Origin of the sequence: Singulisphaera sp. GP187 (assembly GCF_900129635.1) — a bacterium.
In the GTDB taxonomy this organism is placed as follows: Bacteria; Planctomycetota; Planctomycetia; order Isosphaerales; family Isosphaeraceae; genus Singulisphaera.
Window position 1 is genome coordinate 424,292 of the sequence record NZ_FSRB01000002.1, and the last position, 16,533, is coordinate 440,824.

At 63.8% G+C, this 16,533-nt stretch carries 13 protein-coding genes; 8 read left to right on the forward strand and 5 right to left on the reverse strand.

The window, feature by feature from the left end:
• Positions 1–88: 88 nt before the first annotated feature.
• The 5 genes from BUS42_RS26140 (at position 89) to gdhA (ending at position 5,610) form a co-directional block, all read left to right on the forward strand.
• Positions 89–703: a sigma-70 family RNA polymerase sigma factor gene (locus tag BUS42_RS26140; protein WP_074311947.1), complete on the forward strand. Its 615-nt coding sequence runs from the start codon at positions 89–91 to the stop codon at positions 701–703.
• A 154-nt stretch (positions 704–857) separates the two neighbouring features.
• A complete protein-coding gene (locus tag BUS42_RS26145) occupies positions 858–1,106 on the forward strand; it encodes a hypothetical protein (protein WP_074311949.1) in 249 nt (82 codons plus the stop codon).
• A gap of 132 nt (positions 1,107–1,238) precedes the next feature.
• On the forward strand, positions 1,239–2,297 hold the full coding sequence (locus tag BUS42_RS26150) for a DUF1559 domain-containing protein (protein ID WP_074311951.1): 1,059 nt from the start codon (positions 1,239–1,241) through the stop codon (positions 2,295–2,297).
• 339 nt (positions 2,298–2,636) lie between these two features.
• Complete coding sequence (locus BUS42_RS26155; RefSeq protein WP_254053805.1) at positions 2,637–3,866, forward strand: heparan-alpha-glucosaminide N-acetyltransferase domain-containing protein; 1,230 nt, start codon at positions 2,637–2,639, stop codon at positions 3,864–3,866.
• A gap of 397 nt (positions 3,867–4,263) precedes the next feature.
• On the forward strand, positions 4,264–5,610 hold the full coding sequence (gene gdhA / locus BUS42_RS26160) for an NADP-specific glutamate dehydrogenase (protein WP_074311955.1): 1,347 nt from the start codon (positions 4,264–4,266) through the stop codon (positions 5,608–5,610).
• Between the two features lie 514 nt (positions 5,611–6,124).
• On the opposite strand, the gene BUS42_RS26165 is transcribed toward gdhA, so the two are convergent.
• The 3 genes from BUS42_RS26165 to BUS42_RS26175 form a co-directional block, all read right to left on the reverse strand.
• Positions 6,125–7,372, reverse strand: coding sequence for a hypothetical protein (locus tag BUS42_RS26165; RefSeq protein WP_254053806.1), 1,248 nt, complete (start codon positions 7,370–7,372; stop codon positions 6,125–6,127).
• A 182-nt stretch (positions 7,373–7,554) separates the two neighbouring features.
• Positions 7,555–8,643 (reverse strand): DUF1559 domain-containing protein, encoded by a 1,089-nt coding sequence (locus BUS42_RS26170; RefSeq protein WP_074311957.1) that lies wholly within the window; start codon positions 8,641–8,643, stop codon positions 7,555–7,557.
• A gap of 232 nt (positions 8,644–8,875) precedes the next feature.
• Complete coding sequence (locus tag BUS42_RS26175; protein WP_074311959.1) at positions 8,876–9,103, reverse strand: hypothetical protein; 228 nt, start codon at positions 9,101–9,103, stop codon at positions 8,876–8,878.
• A 505-nt stretch (positions 9,104–9,608) separates the two neighbouring features.
• Here BUS42_RS26175 and BUS42_RS26180 point away from each other — a divergent pair.
• Entirely contained in the window at positions 9,609–10,232 is a 624-nt protein-coding gene (locus tag BUS42_RS26180; protein ID WP_074311960.1) for an RNA polymerase sigma factor, read from the forward strand.
• 33 nt (positions 10,233–10,265) lie between these two features.
• Complete coding sequence (locus tag BUS42_RS26185) at positions 10,266–13,826, forward strand: WD40 repeat domain-containing serine/threonine protein kinase (protein ID WP_074311962.1); 3,561 nt, start codon at positions 10,266–10,268, stop codon at positions 13,824–13,826.
• Between the two features lie 56 nt (positions 13,827–13,882).
• Here the strand turns inward: BUS42_RS26185 and BUS42_RS26190 are convergent, their stop codons facing one another.
• The gene (locus tag BUS42_RS26190) at positions 13,883–14,452 is read right to left on the reverse strand and encodes a hypothetical protein (RefSeq protein ID WP_074311964.1); all 570 of its coding nucleotides are present in this window, start codon (positions 14,450–14,452) and stop codon (positions 13,883–13,885) included.
• Positions 14,453–14,984: 532 nt separating this feature from the next.
• Positions 14,985–15,464, reverse strand: a complete 480-nt coding sequence (locus BUS42_RS26195) for a MarR family winged helix-turn-helix transcriptional regulator (RefSeq protein ID WP_074315333.1) — start codon at positions 15,462–15,464, stop codon at positions 14,985–14,987.
• A 103-nt stretch (positions 15,465–15,567) separates the two neighbouring features.
• Here BUS42_RS26195 and BUS42_RS26200 point away from each other — a divergent pair, with 103 nt between their 5' ends.
• Entirely contained in the window at positions 15,568–16,326 is a 759-nt protein-coding gene (locus tag BUS42_RS26200; RefSeq protein ID WP_074311966.1) for an SDR family oxidoreductase, read from the forward strand.
• Positions 16,327–16,533: the final 207 nt, after the last annotated feature.

The window sequence follows — 16,533 nt, forward strand, 5'->3', positions numbered from 1 at the left end:
GTCGGGGGTAAAAACTTCGACGAACCGGTTTTTTTTCGAATCTGCCGCCCCAGCCCTGCGGGGTAAAGAATGGGAGGGGTTAACGACCATGACCGACTTGCTTTCAAGGACGCATGAGTTAATCGACTGTGCCAATCAGGGGGATGAGGCGGCCCGCCAAAATCTCCTGGAACGATATCGTGACTATCTTAAGCGGATGGTCGCGGTGCGGCTTGACCGACGCTTGGCGGCCCGGGTTGACGCATCGGACGTGGTCCAAGAGACCCTCGTCGAGGCGGCCCGGCGGTTGGATGACTACCTGAGGGAGCGGCCGATTCCATTCTACGGCTGGCTCCGGCAACTCGCTGAAGAGCGAATCGTCGATACTCACCGCCGGCATGTCACCGCCCAGCGCCGGAGTGTCACGCTCGAACATCGAGAGATTGACTTGCCGAACGCCTCGACCGACGAGTTGGTTCGGCGGTTGTTTGCGGCGGACACCAGCCCGAGCAACCACCTGATTCGCCAGGAGCGACACGAACGACTGAAGCGATCGCTGGCTTCGCTTCCGCAACGCGACCGGGAGGTGCTCGTGATGCGACATCTCGAACAGCTCAGTACCGCCGAGATCGCCGCCATGCTCGAGATCAGCGAGCCGGCCGTGAAGTCCCGACTGCTCCGGGCCTTGATTCGCATGCGAGAACAGATGGGCGACCCGGCGTGAGCAGGCCCTTCGCCACGGCCCTCAAATCAAATCAGCTCAGCTCAGCTCAGATCCGATCCGATCCGGAATCATTTCACCGTGCGACCCCGAAGTCTTGGCCCGCGGTAACCCTGGATGGCCACCGGCAGGCCCTACCACGAGACCTAGTGAAGCCATGAAACTCGTTCCGAACTTCCGACGCGTGTGGCAGACGACCGGCCTTGCCGCCGGCCTCCTTCTCGCCAGTTGCCTTGTGCTGACCCCGGGTTGCGGGACCGAAGCCCCGAAGCCGCTGGAACCGCTGGCGCCCACCACCGCTCCCGAGGTCAAGGCCAAGGCGAAAGTGGGGAAGAATGTCGAGGCCTACGATGACCTCAAGGAGCGTCGAGCCAAGAAACGTTTGGCCGCTCAGAATCCAGGTTGATCCGTTCCCGATTTCGATTCCGATTCAGGCCGGCGCGGCCGCGGCCTCCGTTCTTCATCAATTCTTTCGCTCGAAGTTGCCTTCGCATGTGAGTTCTCCCCTCATTTCTACCGCCAGAGGAGTTACCCGACGATGCGCACTACATTCCGACGGAACCGAGCCGGTTTCACGTTGATCGAACTCCTGGTCGTGATCGCCATCATCGCGGTCCTGATCGCCCTCTTGCTCCCCGCGGTGCAAGCCGCCCGAGAGGCCGCGCGACGTGCCAGTTGCGTCAATAACCTGAAGCAACTCGGTCTGGCCACCGCCAACTACGAGAGCAGCTACGGCTCTTACCCGATGGGCGATCACCGCGGCCGGGGCTCGGACGGCAACACGATCCGCCAGAATTTCGGTCCGTTCCTGGCGCTGACCCAGTTCATCGAACAGGGCAACATCTTCAATACGTTCAATTCAAGCTTGCAGTGCTATATCTGGCAGAATAGCACGACCAACGGATTCGGCCTGGGCGCGCTGTGGTGCCCGAGCGACGGCGTGATCAACAGCCTTCGCTGGCCCGGCCAACCCGGCGACGGTTGGGAGGGAGCCCCTGTCCCGATGACCTACTCCAGCTACGCGGGCAACCTCGGGCCGCTCGTCTACTACACCAACAATGTGGGCGACACGAACGTCATGGCCCAGATGAAGGGGGTCTTCTCCTACATCGGCGGTTGTTGCAACGACGGTCGGCCGAGCGTCTCACCGACCCGATTGGCCGACATCACCGACGGGACCAGCAATACCCTCCTCTTCGGCGAACATGCCCACGCACGGATCTCCACGACCGGCTCGAACGCCGGTGACATGTACGGCTGCAACTGGTGGACCTCGGGCGACTACGGCGACACCACCGCGTCGAGCTTCTTCCCCCCCAACTTCTTCCAGACCAGTAATGATGGCTACAATCTTCCGAGCTACTTCGCACGCGGCGACAACTTCTCGATGACCTTTGCGAGCATGCACGCGGGCGGGGTGAACTTCTCGTTCTGCGACGGTTCGGTCAAATTCCTCAAGAACTCGATCAACTCGTGGAACTCGAAGGCGATCACCTTCAACAAGCCGAATTACAACACCAACGGGGCGAACTTCGGAGTCTACCAGGCCCTCTCGACACGCAACGGCGGCGAGGTCATCAGCTCCGACGGCTACTGATCTCAATCTGAGTGGATCATCGAATCCCACCACTTCCCCCCGTTGCCGTCGTGGAGCGACTGGCCCCGGGGGGACTTTCGTCTGGCGAGCGCCGAGCGGTTGCCGCCTCGGTGCCCTGGGACCGCGGGCGTCCCGCCCGCCTTCTCCCTGATTCGTCAGGGTCGTGTTTCCTGAGACCGCGGGCGACCCACCCGCCGCTTCTTGGTTCGCCGAGAAGAGCAGGAACCGCCGAAAACCGCTCGAGCCACCCGGGATCGGCCGGACCTGGTTCGCGAAAGAGCTCCGCGCCGGGTGAAACCACAAAAGGCAACGGTATCAAGCAAAAGGCAAGGTGGGATCGTGAGCAACGGTGAGGGGACGGGAACGAAGACGGGGCGAATCGTTTCGATGGACCAGTTCCGCGGCTACACCGTCGCGGGCATGTGCGCCGTGAACTTCCTTGGTGGGTTGCAGGCGATCCACCCGGTGATGAAGCACAACAACAATTACTTCAGCTATGCCGACACGATTATGCCGAGCTTCCTGTTCGCCTGCGGCTTCTCGTATCGGCTCACCGCGCTCAAGCGACTCGACCAGTTTGGCCCGGCCGCGATGTACCGCCGGTTCATCTGGCGAAGCCTGGGCCTCGTGCTGCTCTCGGTGATGATGTACGGTTTTGGCGCGGAGTTCAAATCGTGGTCGGAGCTGACGCCTGAGAACCTCCAGAAGTTCTTCGCCAGGCTGCTCAAGGCGAACCTTTGGGAGGTGCTGGCGATCATCGGCGCGGTGCAATTGCTGATCATGCCGGTGATCGCGGCCGGGCCTCGCGTGCGAGCTATCAGCCTCGTCGCACTGGCCGGGACGCACCTGGCGCTTTCCTATTTCTTCAATTTCGACTTCGTCTACGGCCAGCCGAACCGGCTGGACGACCTGCTGGGAACGTCCGGGTCGACCGCCTGGGACGGCGGTTTCTTCGGCCTGCTCTCGTGGGGGGCGATCATGCTGGCGGGGACGCTCGCCTATGACGCCGCGGCGGCGGCAACCCCCGGCAAACTCACGGCCCGATTGCTTGGCTGGGGGGTCGTCCTGATGGCGTTCGGCTACGGGCTCTCGTGCCTCTCGATGCTGTCCGACGGCGAGACGGCAACCGGTCGGGGCCATGTCGCCGCCGCTCCGGTCTGGCCCTCCTTCGACAAACTCTCCGGCCGGCCGCCGCAGTCGCTCCTGGCCGAGCCGCCGTTCGTGCAGCCTCCGCCCCCCGAGCGCCGGCCGCACAGCTACTGGATGATGAATAAGCGGCTGGTCAGCCTGCCGTTCATCCTCTTCTCGACCGGGTTCGCGTCCGCCCTCTACGGCCTGTTCGTGCTTGCCTGCGACGCGGGCGGCCGTCGCTTGGGTCTGTTCCGGACCTTCGGCCAGAACGCACTGGCAGCCTACGTCCTGCATCACATGGTCGAGTCGCAGGTCCTCACGATCGTACCCAAAGACTCGCCGCTCTGGTGGTGCCTTGCCGGCCTCTCGCTCTTTTTCGGGGTTACTTACCTGTTCGTCCGCTATCTGGAGAGCCAGGCCGTTTTCATCCGACTCTGAGCGCCACATCCGTCAAGTTTGCCAATTCGGGCCGGCCGAGCCAGATCTCAGAGCTCGGTCGGCCCGGTCGTGTTCCGGGAAAACGAAAGCTTCTTGGCATGCGTGCAATCCAGGCCCAAGCTGCTCGGGAATCGAGTGATTTGCCCGTTCGAAAATCGCTTGAACCCAGGGAGGGGCACGCATGCACGCACTAGGCGTTCGAAGACGGGTGTTTCGGACGCTCCCTGCCATGGTAAACTGAAGCGTGGCCCTTCACGGGGGCTGCTCTGCCGGATCACCCCAATTTGAAACACGAGGCATCGGGGGCTCTCCGCGCCGTTCGCACAATAGCTGGGCGAGCGTCGTGATCTCCTTCCCCCCGATACTTCCAAGCGCTTTCCCACAGCTGCAGGACAACATGCCCCAGACTCACGCGAAAATCGATCAAATTTACGACCAAGTCGTTCAGCGCAACCCGGGCGAGTCCGAGTTCCACCAGGCCGTCAGAGAGGTCATCGACACCCTGGGCCCGGTCTTGAGGAAATATCCTCAGTACGCCGAATCCAAGATCATCGAACGCATTTGCGAGCCCGAGCGGCAGATCATTTTTCGCGTTCCCTGGCAGGACGACAACGGCGAGGTCCACATCAACCGCGGGTTTCGGGTCGAGTTCAACAGCGCCCTCGGCCCCTACAAAGGGGGGCTGCGGTTCCACCCGTCGGTCTACCTCGGGATCGTCAAGTTCCTCGGCTTCGAGCAGATCTTCAAGAACGCCTTGACCGGGATGCCGATCGGAGGCGCCAAGGGAGGCTCGGACTTCGACCCCAAGGGTAAGTCGGACAGCGAGGTGATGCGGTTCTGCCAGAGCTTCATGACCGAGTTGTTCCGCCATCTCGGCGAGTACACCGACGTACCGGCGGGCGACATTGGAGTCGGTGCCCGGGAGATCGGCTACCTGTTCGGCCAATACAAGCGGATCACGAATCGCTACGAGTCGGGGGTCCTGACCGGCAAGAGCCCGCATTGGGGCGGCGCGTTGGTGCGTCGGGAGGCGACGGGCTACGGCTCGGTCTACTTCATGGACGAGATGCTCAAGGCACGCGGTGAGTCGTTGGAAGGCAAGGTCTGCGTGGTGTCCGGGTCGGGCAACGTGGCGATCTACACGATCGAGAAGATCCAGACGCTGGGCGGGAAAGTGGTGGCGTGCTCGGACTCGGACGGGGTGATCTTCCACAAACGTGGGATCGACCTCAACCTGCTCAAGCAGCTCAAAAATGTCGAGCGCCGGCGCATTGCCGACTACGCCGACGAACACAGCGACGCGGAGTACATCCCCGGAGGAAACATCTGGGACATTCCGTGTAAAGTGGCGATGCCGTCGGCGACCCAGAACGAGATCAACGAGGCCTCCGCACGCCAGCTTGTGGCCAACGGCTGCATCGCGGTCGGCGAGGGGGCGAACATGCCGACCATGCCCGAGGGCGTGAAAGTCTTCCAGGAGGCGGGAATCGCCTACGGCCCAGGCAAGGCGGCCAACGCCGGTGGGGTAGCGACCTCCGCCCTGGAAATGCAGCAGAACGCCAGCCGGGATACCTGGACGTTCGAGCACACAGAGCAGCGGCTTCATGAGATCATGAAAGAAATCCACCGCTCGTGCTACGAGACCGCGGCGGAATTCGGCAGCCCCGGGAACTACGTGATCGGCGCGAACATCGTGGGGTTCTTGCGGGTGGCGGAGGCGATGTTGGCGTTCGGCGTGATCTGACCGATGCCGCGCCGCAAAGACTCGGAGAGTGGACCGTTCCCCCCCCCTGCTCTGCACACTCTCCGGGGCTTATCGAGGAAACGTATTGTTATAGAGAAATGTCGGTTAACTAATTGTGCTCACGAATTTCCACGTTCATAGTTGCGATACGGCAGTGGTTTGCCAACGCGATGCGTACGCTCTCACCGGTTTTAGCCCCAACGGGGCGGCCCAAGGGAGCCCGGGGCAACGCCCCGGGGAATTGATATGTCTGCATTGCTGAGCCCTGTAAGGGCGGCCTGGTCCACGTGGCGGCTTTGCGGTGTAGCTCGTTCTGGCGTAACCCTTTAAGTCGCCCTTTCAGGGCTGATGGCCCTCGTGTGGCCGAGCCCCCAGGGCGTTGCCCTGGGCTTCCTTGGGCCGCCCCGTTGGGGCTGAAATTTTGTGTTTTATTTGAATGTATTTGTTGTGAAGCGTGTTCAGCCGTGGAGCTCACCGGTCGATCGATATTCGAACGCGAGGCCGCTGGCCGGGCTCAACCGCCGATGGGCAAGGTGAGTACCGGGCCGGCCGTTTTCTCGTCGGATTCCTGGAGCGATAGGATGATCTCGAGAACGGCCAGGACGGAGCGCGAGGTCACGTCGTCGCGAGGAATGAAGAACCAGTAGCCCCGGTAGTGCACGGCCACTTCGGCGTCGTGGGGGCGGTGCTTCTGGGAGGCAACGAAGAAGTTGCCGGTGGTGACTCCTGTCCAGTTGAACGGGCGGCCGTCGGGCCCCGGGGTCGTCGGCGCTTCCCCGTCACGGACGTGTTCCTCGGGGACGCAGACTCCCTTGGACAGGAAGGTCATGACCTGGAGGATCGATCGCAAATTGAGATAGATCGTATCGCCCGCGCCATACGTGCCCAGCGGGCTGCGCTCGGCGTTGGGCTGGAGCTCGGACTTGATCTTGTAGTGGCTGAGCCCCGGAGTCAGATGAAAGATTTGGGCCAATTCTTCCATCTCGGGGGAGTGGGTGAAGCGAGGGCGGACCTTGAGGATCAGGTCTTTTTCCCGCTTGTAGAGGGCGAGTCGACCGTCTTGGTTGGTGCGGAAGGCATAGCCGTCCTTGGCCGCGCCCAGCAGGTCGCTCCCTTGCACGAGGCCTTCGGGGATGGGGCCGGAGGCGGTGTCGTCCGATTCGCTGGTCGAGTATCCGAGCTCCACGCCCCCTTGGTCGTCAATCGCCTCGAGCAACTGGACCCCGCGGAGGAAGAGGGAATTCTCGTCCGGAACTTTGGGGACCAGGGTCGTGGCCCGGAATGCGTTCGGCACGTCGTTGATGTCGTTCAGGGTCATCCAGAAGAGCTGGTCGACCCGCGCCCCGGCGTTGACCACGCTGAACAGGTCGGTCGACAACGGGTTGAGCAGCGACTTGGCGACCGCTCGCCCCTGGCGTGGATGATAACTCAGGGTCGGCGTGTCGTGCCCCGACAGGCCGACGATCCCGAAGTTCGTCTGGGCCCCGCCCGGCCCTGGGTAGGTGGTCCCGCCCGCCACCTCGAACTGGCTCGTGATGTTGGGGAGGTCGATAAAGATGGGCGAGTCGGCGTAACGGAGTCGCACCAGGTTCATCAAGAGCTGCTCGTCGTTCGTGGCCCGCACCACTTCGTTGTAGCGCATCCGGGTGGAACGGATGGCCGCAGGGCCGAGGCAGCCACTCGCCGCCATGGAGGCGGCAATCAGGGCCACCCATTGCAAGAATCCAGGCCGACTCGGAGGTTTGCGTCCTTGCACGCCCATAAAGCCTCGACCGGCCCGTCCGGCCGTGCCTTTCCCCTTTGAACGCGGGACCTCCCGGCATCTCACTCGGTTTATTTGTCGGCCGCAAATCCGGGAGACTTGACGAAATCGTTAAGGTTGCCGTCGGATGGCCCCAGCGCTTGTCGGGTGGCCCGTGCTCGCCCGACAAGACAGAGAGGCGCTCAGTAGGAATCGGCGCTGATCACTTCGCCACTGCTCCGGGTGCCGAGTGCCCACCAGGTATTGAGGTTGATCGAGTCCTTGATGAATTTGACGCTGCCGTCGCCGAACAGGGTGTTGACGCCGCCGGAGTGGTTGCTGGTGGCGTTGGCGAAGTTCACCCCGTTGGCGCCGCCGGGCCAGCCGCCGCCGCCGTAAAACGTGCAGGTGTTGAAGGCGTACTGCTTCGAGTTCGGTGGGACGATGGTGTTGAACAGCGTGAAGCCGGCGACGCCGAAGCCCCAGAGGTAGCCTCGCGTGTTCACGATGTTCGCGGGATTGCCGGCCTTCCAGGCCGTGGCACAGCCATCGAGGTTGCTCATGGCTTGAGGCACATTCATGGAAACATCAACGCTTTTGCCGCCCCACTGCGGGGTGCCGCCGGAGCCGACGATGCCGTTGCCGCGCGTGGCCGTCTGTTGCGGGGCGCCGACGATCGATTCGGCGAATGCGATCGTATTCGAGCTGCCGTCGGTGCAATCGCGAATGCCGTACGAGAACATGTAGGAAAAGAGGCCGGTGCTGGACGTTCCCCCTTGGCCGTTGTCGCCGGGGATATAAGTGGTTCCGGTCGAGGCGTGGTAGCTGTTGACGTTGGCGTTATCGTTGTTCATCGACCAGCCCGACAAGCCGCCGGAGCCCGCATTGCCGTCGGACGGGCAGAGAAAGCTCGCGATCTTCGACACCAGGCCGGTGGCATTGGCCGCCGCGCTGCCGGCTTGCGAGAAGTTGATCGCGTGGTAGACCGCCGTCTGCTCGAGGTTCCCCAACATCTCCGCCTGCGGGCTGAACCCGTCCCAACTCACGCAGGGGCCGGAACTGCTCTGGCCGGTGCACGCGTTGCCGAGCGGGAAGCAGTCGTTGACGGAGTGGTAGTTGTGCAATGCCAAGCCAATCTGCTTCAAGTTGTTGACGCACTGGGAGCGGCGAGCCGCTTCGCGGGCCGCCTGCACCGCGGGGAGGAGCAATGCGATCAAGACGGCGATGATGGCGATGACGACCAGCAGCTCGATGAGCGTGAAGCCATGCTGACGGCGGATTTGCGCATTCATTTCGATTGCTCCTTGAGAGGTTCAGAGATCGATGTCCCACCCTCAGTCGTTGGTCTCGGTTTTCTTTGATTTTTCTGATGGGCAACCGCGGGAATGGATAGGCCGTTGGGTGCCACGGGTTGTACCCAACCCGTGAGCGATCGCCCAGGTTTTTTGGCTTACGGGTTGAGTACAACCCGTGGCACCCAGGGCTTGCACATGATTCAATGCAAAGAAGGACAGCTCCACCTGCTTACCGATTCGGTCTTCGTTTCTTGGCACCCTTCTGGATATCTGCCTGATGCTTTTTGTTGTTCTCACCGATCCGCTGAATCCCTTCGATGCGGTTTTTCGGCGCCGGTTGCACGGTCGCCGACTCGGCGGGAGCGGACCCTCCGCAACCGTTCAGCAGCATCAGAACAGCGCCCAGCGAGAGAGCGATGAGGCCGCGGGAGAGGAACACGATGCGGCGGCTTTGCACGGCAAACCTCCTGGCGAGAAAAAAAAGGGATCGCGATCGGCCCGAGCCGGTGTTTCGGTCGACAGTGCCACGAAATCGTGCTGCGCGAACCTGGGACGCACGCCTCAATCGAGAGAGAGCCGCGAACGCTCGCGCCGGATCTGTTTTGATTCGTGGGCGGAAACGCCCCGCCCTTTGCCTTGACCTTTGCCCGAACCGCGAAGCTGCCGAGCACGACTTCAGAGGGCAACTCACGGAGTTCGGATCTGGGGGCGGAGATGCAGGGTGACTACCCTGTTGAGGTAAGTACCCCCCGGCTTGAAAAAAGCTGACAGCAATTGTTCGCGGCCGGGAAAAAATGATCGGAGGTGGGGTCGCGGGTCTCCCTTTCCAAGGCGGAGCGGCCCACAATGGAATCGGGTCGGGCCGCCATCGACTCCGGTCATGACCCGTCCGAATCTCGGGCGGAAGCAAGAACGGGCGGGGGCAGGTGTCAGGTTTCTCCTCTTCGGGGGGTACTTATCCCATGACGGACGCTCCCCATCTCCGGACCAGTGCCACACTGCTGGGGAGGTTGCGCCATCAGCCCACGGACCAGGTGGCCTGGGGCGAGTTCGTCGACCGCTACGGCCCTGAAATCTACGGCTGGTGCCGGCGCTGGAATTTGCAGGACGCGGATGCCAAGGACGTGACTCAGGCCGTCATGGCGGCACTCTGCAGTAAAATGAAGACGTTTACTTATGATCGAAATCTCAGCTTTCGCGGTTGGCTGCGGACCTTGACCCATCACACCTGGAGCGACCTGGTCACACGGCGACGACCCACCGCGCTGGGGGGTGATCGTGGCGGCGAGGGGGATTCAGGGTGGCTCGAGTCGATCGAGGCCCGCGACGATTTGCTCGTGCGGCTCGACGAGCAGTTCGACCGGGAACTGCTCGAGGAGGCTTCGTTTCGGGTCAGGCTGCGCGTCGAGCCGCACACGTGGGAGGCGTTCCGGCTCACGGCGATCGAGGGACTCGCCGGCGCGGTGGTGGCCGAGCAGCTCGGGATGAAGGTCGCCACGGTCTTCAAGGCCAAGAGCAAGGTACAGCGGATGCTTCGCGAGGAGATCGGCCAGCTTGAGGGGACCGACCCCGCGGGCACTGAGTGAGTGCGGTGAGGACTCGGGCCGGGGACTTTTGAAATGTTTAAGACTTGCCCATCGTCGGAACAACTCCGCGAGCTGCTGGCCGACCAACTGGGCGAAGCGCAAGATCATTCGATCGCAGATCATGTCGAGGGATGTTCACTCTGTCAGGAGTCTCTGGAACGACTGACCGACACGGCCGTCCAGCCCGGGCGCCGGCTGCCACGGCTCGGGCGTTCCCGAGTTCGGGGCGACCGCAACGTCGACGTTGACACCGGCTTTCTCCACTCCCTGAAGAGCGACCCCCCGGCCGGCCTCTTCTTTGGCGAGAGTTCTTCGAGATCCGAGCCGCCGGGGAGCCCTGAAGTCGGCGACGACCGGCCGGCCCCGGACGGTTACGAACTGCTGGGCGAGTTGGGGCGCGGCGGTATGGGGGTGGTCTACAAGGCCCGCCACTGCCGACTCGGTCGCCCGGTCGCGCTCAAGATGCTTCTCTCAGGCGCCAACGCCGCCCCCAGGGAACTCGACCGTTTCCGCCGGGAGGCGGAGTCGGTCGCCCGGCTCCAGCACCCGAACATCGTACAGATTTATGAGGTTGGGGAGTACGACGGGCGGCCCTTCCTGGCCTTGGAGTTGGTCGAAGGGGAGAGCCTGGCCCAGCTCATCGTCGAGAATCCCCAGTCGCCCCGCCGCTCGGCGGAGCTGGTCGGAACGCTGGCAGGCGCGATCCACGCGGCCCACCGAGTCGGGATCATCCACCGCGACTTGAAACCGGCCAACGTGTTGCTGACCGGCTCGGGCCTCCCCAAGATCACCGACTTCGGGCTGGCGAAGTGGCTCGACGGCGAGGCAGCGTACCCGACCCTGACCGAACAGTTCCTGGGGACGCCGAGCTACATGGCGCCCGAGCAGGCCGTGCGCCAGCGGACCCCGGCCGTCCGCCCGGGCCTGGATTCGGGGCCGACGGCGGCGGCCGATATTTACAGTCTGGGGGCGATTCTCTACGAGATGCTCACCGGGCGCCCGCCGTTTCGGGCGGGGACGCCGCTGGAGACCGTGCTCCAGGTCTTGCACGAGGAACCGGTGCCGCCGACCCGGCTGCGGCCGAACGTGCCCCGAGACCTGGAGACGATCTGTCTGAAGTGCCTGGAAAAGAGCGTGTCGCGGCGCTATCACACGGCCCTGGAACTCGCCGACGATCTCGAACGGTTCCTGAACTTTGAACCCGTCCGGGCCCGCCCGCTTTCCGCGCCGGCGCGGGTCTGGCGGTGGTGCCTTCGCAAGACGCCGCTGGCCATCGCCTTGGGCTTGGCGGCGGCCGCGCTCGCAACCACGATCGGCCTCTCGATCAGTCTGGCCGTTTATCATTACCGGGCGGCCTCGCACCTTGGCAAGGCGTTGCACGAGGTCCAGACGCGGCAACGCGCCGTCGACCAGCAGGCGTCCCACCTGGCGTACGAGCACGGTCAGGCCCTGGCCGAACAGGGAGACGTGGCCCAAGGAATGCTCTGGCTCGTCCGCGGCCTGAAGAGCGCCAGCCTCGCCCACGACGCCAACCTCGAGCGTGCCTTCAGGTTGAACCTCTCCGGTTGGATGCCGCGAATTCACCCGCTCCGGGTCCGGTTCGAGCACCCCGGCCCGATCCAGGCCGTGGCGTATCGTCCCGACGGCCGCACCATCGCGGTCGGGGGCGACGATAGCTCGGTCCGGCTCCGCGACGCCGCCACGGGCAACCCCCTCGGCGCTCCGTTGCCGCACCCGATGAAGGTCGGGGCGCTGGCGTTCAGCCCCGACGGCCGCACCCTCCTGACCGGCTGCGACGATGGGGGCGTCCGGCTTTGGAGTGTCAGGACCGGCGAACCGGCGGGTCCGGAGTTCTATCAAACCGAGGCGGTGCTCGGCGTGGCGTTCAGCCCGGACGGCCGGGTTGCGGTGACGGGAAGCACCGACAAGACCGCGCGGCTCTGGGACCTGTCGACCGGTGAGCCGATCGGCCAGCCGATGATCCATGGGAATTTGATCACGTCGGTGGCGTTCAGCCCCGACGGCCGGACCGTCATGACCGGCAGTTGGGACAAGACGGCAAGGCTCTGGGACGCCGCCACCGGGAGCCCGGTCGGCCACCCCCTGAGCCACCGGGACTGGGTCTCATCGGTGGCGTACAGTCCCGACGGCCGGACGATCTTGACGGGTTGCTATGACCGCACGGCCCGCCTCTGGGACTTCGCGAGCGGCCGGCCAATCGGCCATCCACTGCGGCACCAGCATTGCGTCCACAACGCGATCTTCAGTCCCGACGGCAAGCGAATCCTGACCGGCTCCTTCGACGGCATCGCCCGGATCTGGGACACCGCCTCCGGCGATCCCATCGGCCCGCCGATCCGACATCGGCACACAGTCTCGTCGGTGGCGTTCAGCCCGGACGGCCGCAATGTGTTGACCGCCGGTTTCGACAGAACGGTCCTGATCTCCGAGGTTGCGACCCCCTTTGGCCGTTCGTTTTCTCATGACGGATTCATCCGTGCGGTGCTTTTCAGCCCCGACGGCCGGACGATTCTGTCCGCAAGCCAGGACCACACCGCGCGGCTCTGGGATGCGGCGACCGGCGCGCCGATCGGGGCGCCGCTGGTCCACAGCGAGGAGGTCGAATCGATCGCGTTCAGTCCCGACGGCCGCACGGTTTTGACCGGCAGCTTCGATCACACCGCGCGGCTCTGGGACGCCGTGACGGGTGAGCCGATCGGGGCTCCGCTCCGTCACGAGGACCGGGTCCAGACCGTGGCGTTCAGCCCGAAGGGGGACACCGTGCTGACCGGGAGCGAAGACAAGACGGCCCGGCTCTGGTCGGCCAAGTCGGGCGAGCCGCTCGGAGCTCCGTTACGCCACGAGGCGTGGGTCAGGGCCGTGGCGTACAGCCCCGACGGCCGGTACATCGCGACCGGCAGCGACGACAAGACGGCCCGGCTCTGGGACACCCTCCGCAAGCAACCGGTCGGTCCCCCCTTCCAGCACCGGGGCAGGGTCATGGCCGTGACGTTCAGCCCCGACGGCAAGACCCTGCTGACGGGGAGCGACGACATGAAGGCACGCCTCTGGGACACCGCCTCGGGCAAGATGCACGTCCTCCCGCTTCAGCACGACGGCCCGGTCTCGGTCGCCGCCTTCAGCCCCGACGGCCGGATCGTGATCACAGGCGGCTGGGACCGCATGGCCCGGCTCTGGGACGCGGCGACGGGCGTGCCGATCACCCCGCCTCTGCGGCACGATGGAACCCTCCGGGCCCTCTCGATCAGCCGGGATGGGAAGACCGTGCTCACCGGCAGTTACGACCGCACGGCCCGGCTCTGGGAAGCGGCCACGGGGAAGCCGATCGGCCCGGCGTTCCACCACGAGAACCAGGTCTGGTTCGTGGTGTTCAGCCCCGACGGCCGCACCGTGCTCTCGGGCGGCCAGGAGAACACGGCCCACCTCTGGAATGTGCCCAAGGCCATGACGGGCTCAATCCGGCAAGTCGAGCGCTCGATCCAGGTTGCCACTGGGATGGAACTCCTCGATGACGGGTCGCTTCGAATTCTCGACTCCGCCGAATGGAACGAACGCCGAACCCGTTCGGATTGAGAGCCCGCGCCATTCGCGGGTCCCTCTCCGCAAGGCGAGAGGTCCCCGCTTAAGGCTTATCGAATCGGCGGCTTCAGATTCAAGGTGAGGGTCAAACTGCCGCCAATCGGGCTGGGGGTCGTGATCGACCGAGCGGTATTCTTACCGAACAGGGCGTTGGCCGTGCCGATCCCCCGGAGGTTGCTGTAGGCGCCCGTCCCACTCACGATCGAGGCGTGCAGGGCGAACCGCGCATTGGGGATCTGGCCGTTGCCCCCCGATCCTGTCAGTTGAACGGTGATGCTCCCCTTGGCGTTGCTGATCTTGACGGTGCCTTGGATATCCGGCTGGTTCGGCAGCCGAAACCCGCCGAAATTGAGCGTGCCGGTCATGGTGCTACGGCCCAGCCCTTGAATTTTCCCCGCGCCGTTGAGGTTGACTTGCAGTGGGGCATCCGCTGCTCGATTATCCTGGTCGGTGGCAAGATATCTTCCGGTCAACGTCCCCGAGGTCGCGGAAAGGCGATTTTCGGTCGCGAGGCTGGTCACTTCTGGCTGGACCAGCGGCCGGACGGTCGTCGCACTCATCGTGATCCGGGATTCGAGGCTGTTCGCCGCCGGGCGAAAGGCGCGGGATTTCTGGCTCATCGTTCGGTGACTCGCGAGAGATCGTGATGGGAAGTTGCGGCAAGGCAGCGGGTCCACTCGAACACCGCCGTGTCCTTCCGCCTGCCACTGGATATCGGGAATCACGCCTTGGAGACGACATCCAAAACAAGCGATCTCAGATGGCGGCGACCGATTCATGATTGCGTGAGCCTCGGAACCGATGTCCAAGAGCCCCTCGCTTTGCGACAGCGATTTTCGCTCGCCTGAAAGGCGAGCGGGGAGCGGATCGCTCCCTGTCTTTGTGAAGACGTGTTCCATCGGCGTGTCGCGCGGATTGCACCCAAGATTTCCGTGCGCCACCCGACGGTAAACCGCTGGAGGGATTCGTTTTCACCCGAGCTCGCGACCAGACGGCCGGCAAGGGCGAGCCACCGCGAATTCTGGCCGTGGTCGCCGAACTCGTCAATGCGGAATTGCGAAATGCGTGTCTTGCTTTTTTGATCTTTAATAGAGTCGTCGAAGTGTTTTAGTGAGTTTGTGTGTTTTTGACCGTACGGGTTGACATGTTGCGTTAACTTGGTAACGAAGCGAGGGTTGTCGAGGCGGCTTTCGTGACGTCCGGCAACGCCGCGAACAGGGCGTTCCAGGTTCCGTCCGGGAGGGTGCGTCGCATCCGTTCCTGGGCCATTAACCAGGCCGGGCGGGCCTGCTCGACCTTTGCTTTCCCCGCCACGGTGATCGCGACCAGCTTCTCCCTGCGGTCGGCTCCGGCGCGGATTGTCACCCAACCGCGCTTCTCGAGGGGGCGGAGGCTGCGGGTCAGGGTCGTCGCGTCGAGAGACGCCATCTCGCCCAAATCGCCTTGACGTATCTCGCCCACCCGGTCGAGCAGCCTGAGCAACGAGTGCTGGGTGGATCGCAGGCCGGTCTCCCGGAGTTCCGCGTCGTAGATCCGGGTCACGGCGCGGGCGGCCTGCCGCAGCGCCGCGCAGAGGCATGGCGTCACGGTCGGTTGAGGCTTCCCGAGGATCGGCTGGTTGACGTCTTCCATATTATCTGTATATGCAGGTAAAACCTGCCGGTCAAGAGGGCCGGCACGATCCGAAGCCTGCCACGGAATCGCGTTCCGACCTTCAAGAATGAGGAGCATCGCCATGTCATCGCAAGCCAAAGTCGCGTTCATCACCGGGGCGAACAAGGGGATCGGGCTGGAGACGGCTCGGGGGCTTGGGCAGTTGGGGATCGCCGTCGTCATCGGCAGTCGCGACGAGGCGAAGGGACGCGCCGCCGCCGAGACGCTCCGTGCCGAAGGGATCGAGAACGTCGAGGCCGTCCGGTTCGACGTGACCAAGCCGGAGGATCACCAGGAGATCGCCCGATACCTTGAGGAACACCACGGCAAGCTCGACATCCTGGTGAACAATGCGGGTGTCATGCTCGACGAAGTCAAATTTGTGGCCCAAGGCGGGTTTAACTCCACGTCCACGGTGACGCCCGAGATTCTTCAGAAGACGTTTGAGACCAACTTTTTCAGTGTCGTCGCACTCACGCAGACGCTGCTACCGCTCATCCGGAAGTCAACCGCCGGGCGGATCGTCAACCTCTCGAGCATCCTCGGGTCGCTGACGTTTCACTCCGACCCGAAATCACCGATCTACGGCATGAAGGGGTTCGCCTACGACGCTTCGAAGACGGCTCTCAACGCGTTCACCGTCCACCTGGCCCATGAGCTGCGTGAGACGCCGATCAAGGTGAACTCCGCCCATCCCGGCTGGGTGAAGACGGACATGGGCGGCTCGGCGGCCCCGATGGAAGTCTCCGAGGGGGGCAAGACGAGCGTGCTGTTGGCGACCCTGCCCGCCGACGGGCCGTCCGGCGGCTATTCCCACCTCGGAGAGACACTGCCCTGGTGAAGTGTCGGGAGCCACCTTCAGGCACAACCTGGCGAATGAGCCGGCACGGCGGGAAGCGCCACCGGCTCTGGCTTCATCAATTGTTTGAACCCGCGGAGGACTTGCAACTCGGTCGCTCGCAGGCAGGGTGGTCGTCGTGCAATGGAACGCCAGGCTGTCGAGTGTTGATGATGTCTGACGCGGGCTACAGACCAAGAAGGCTTGTAT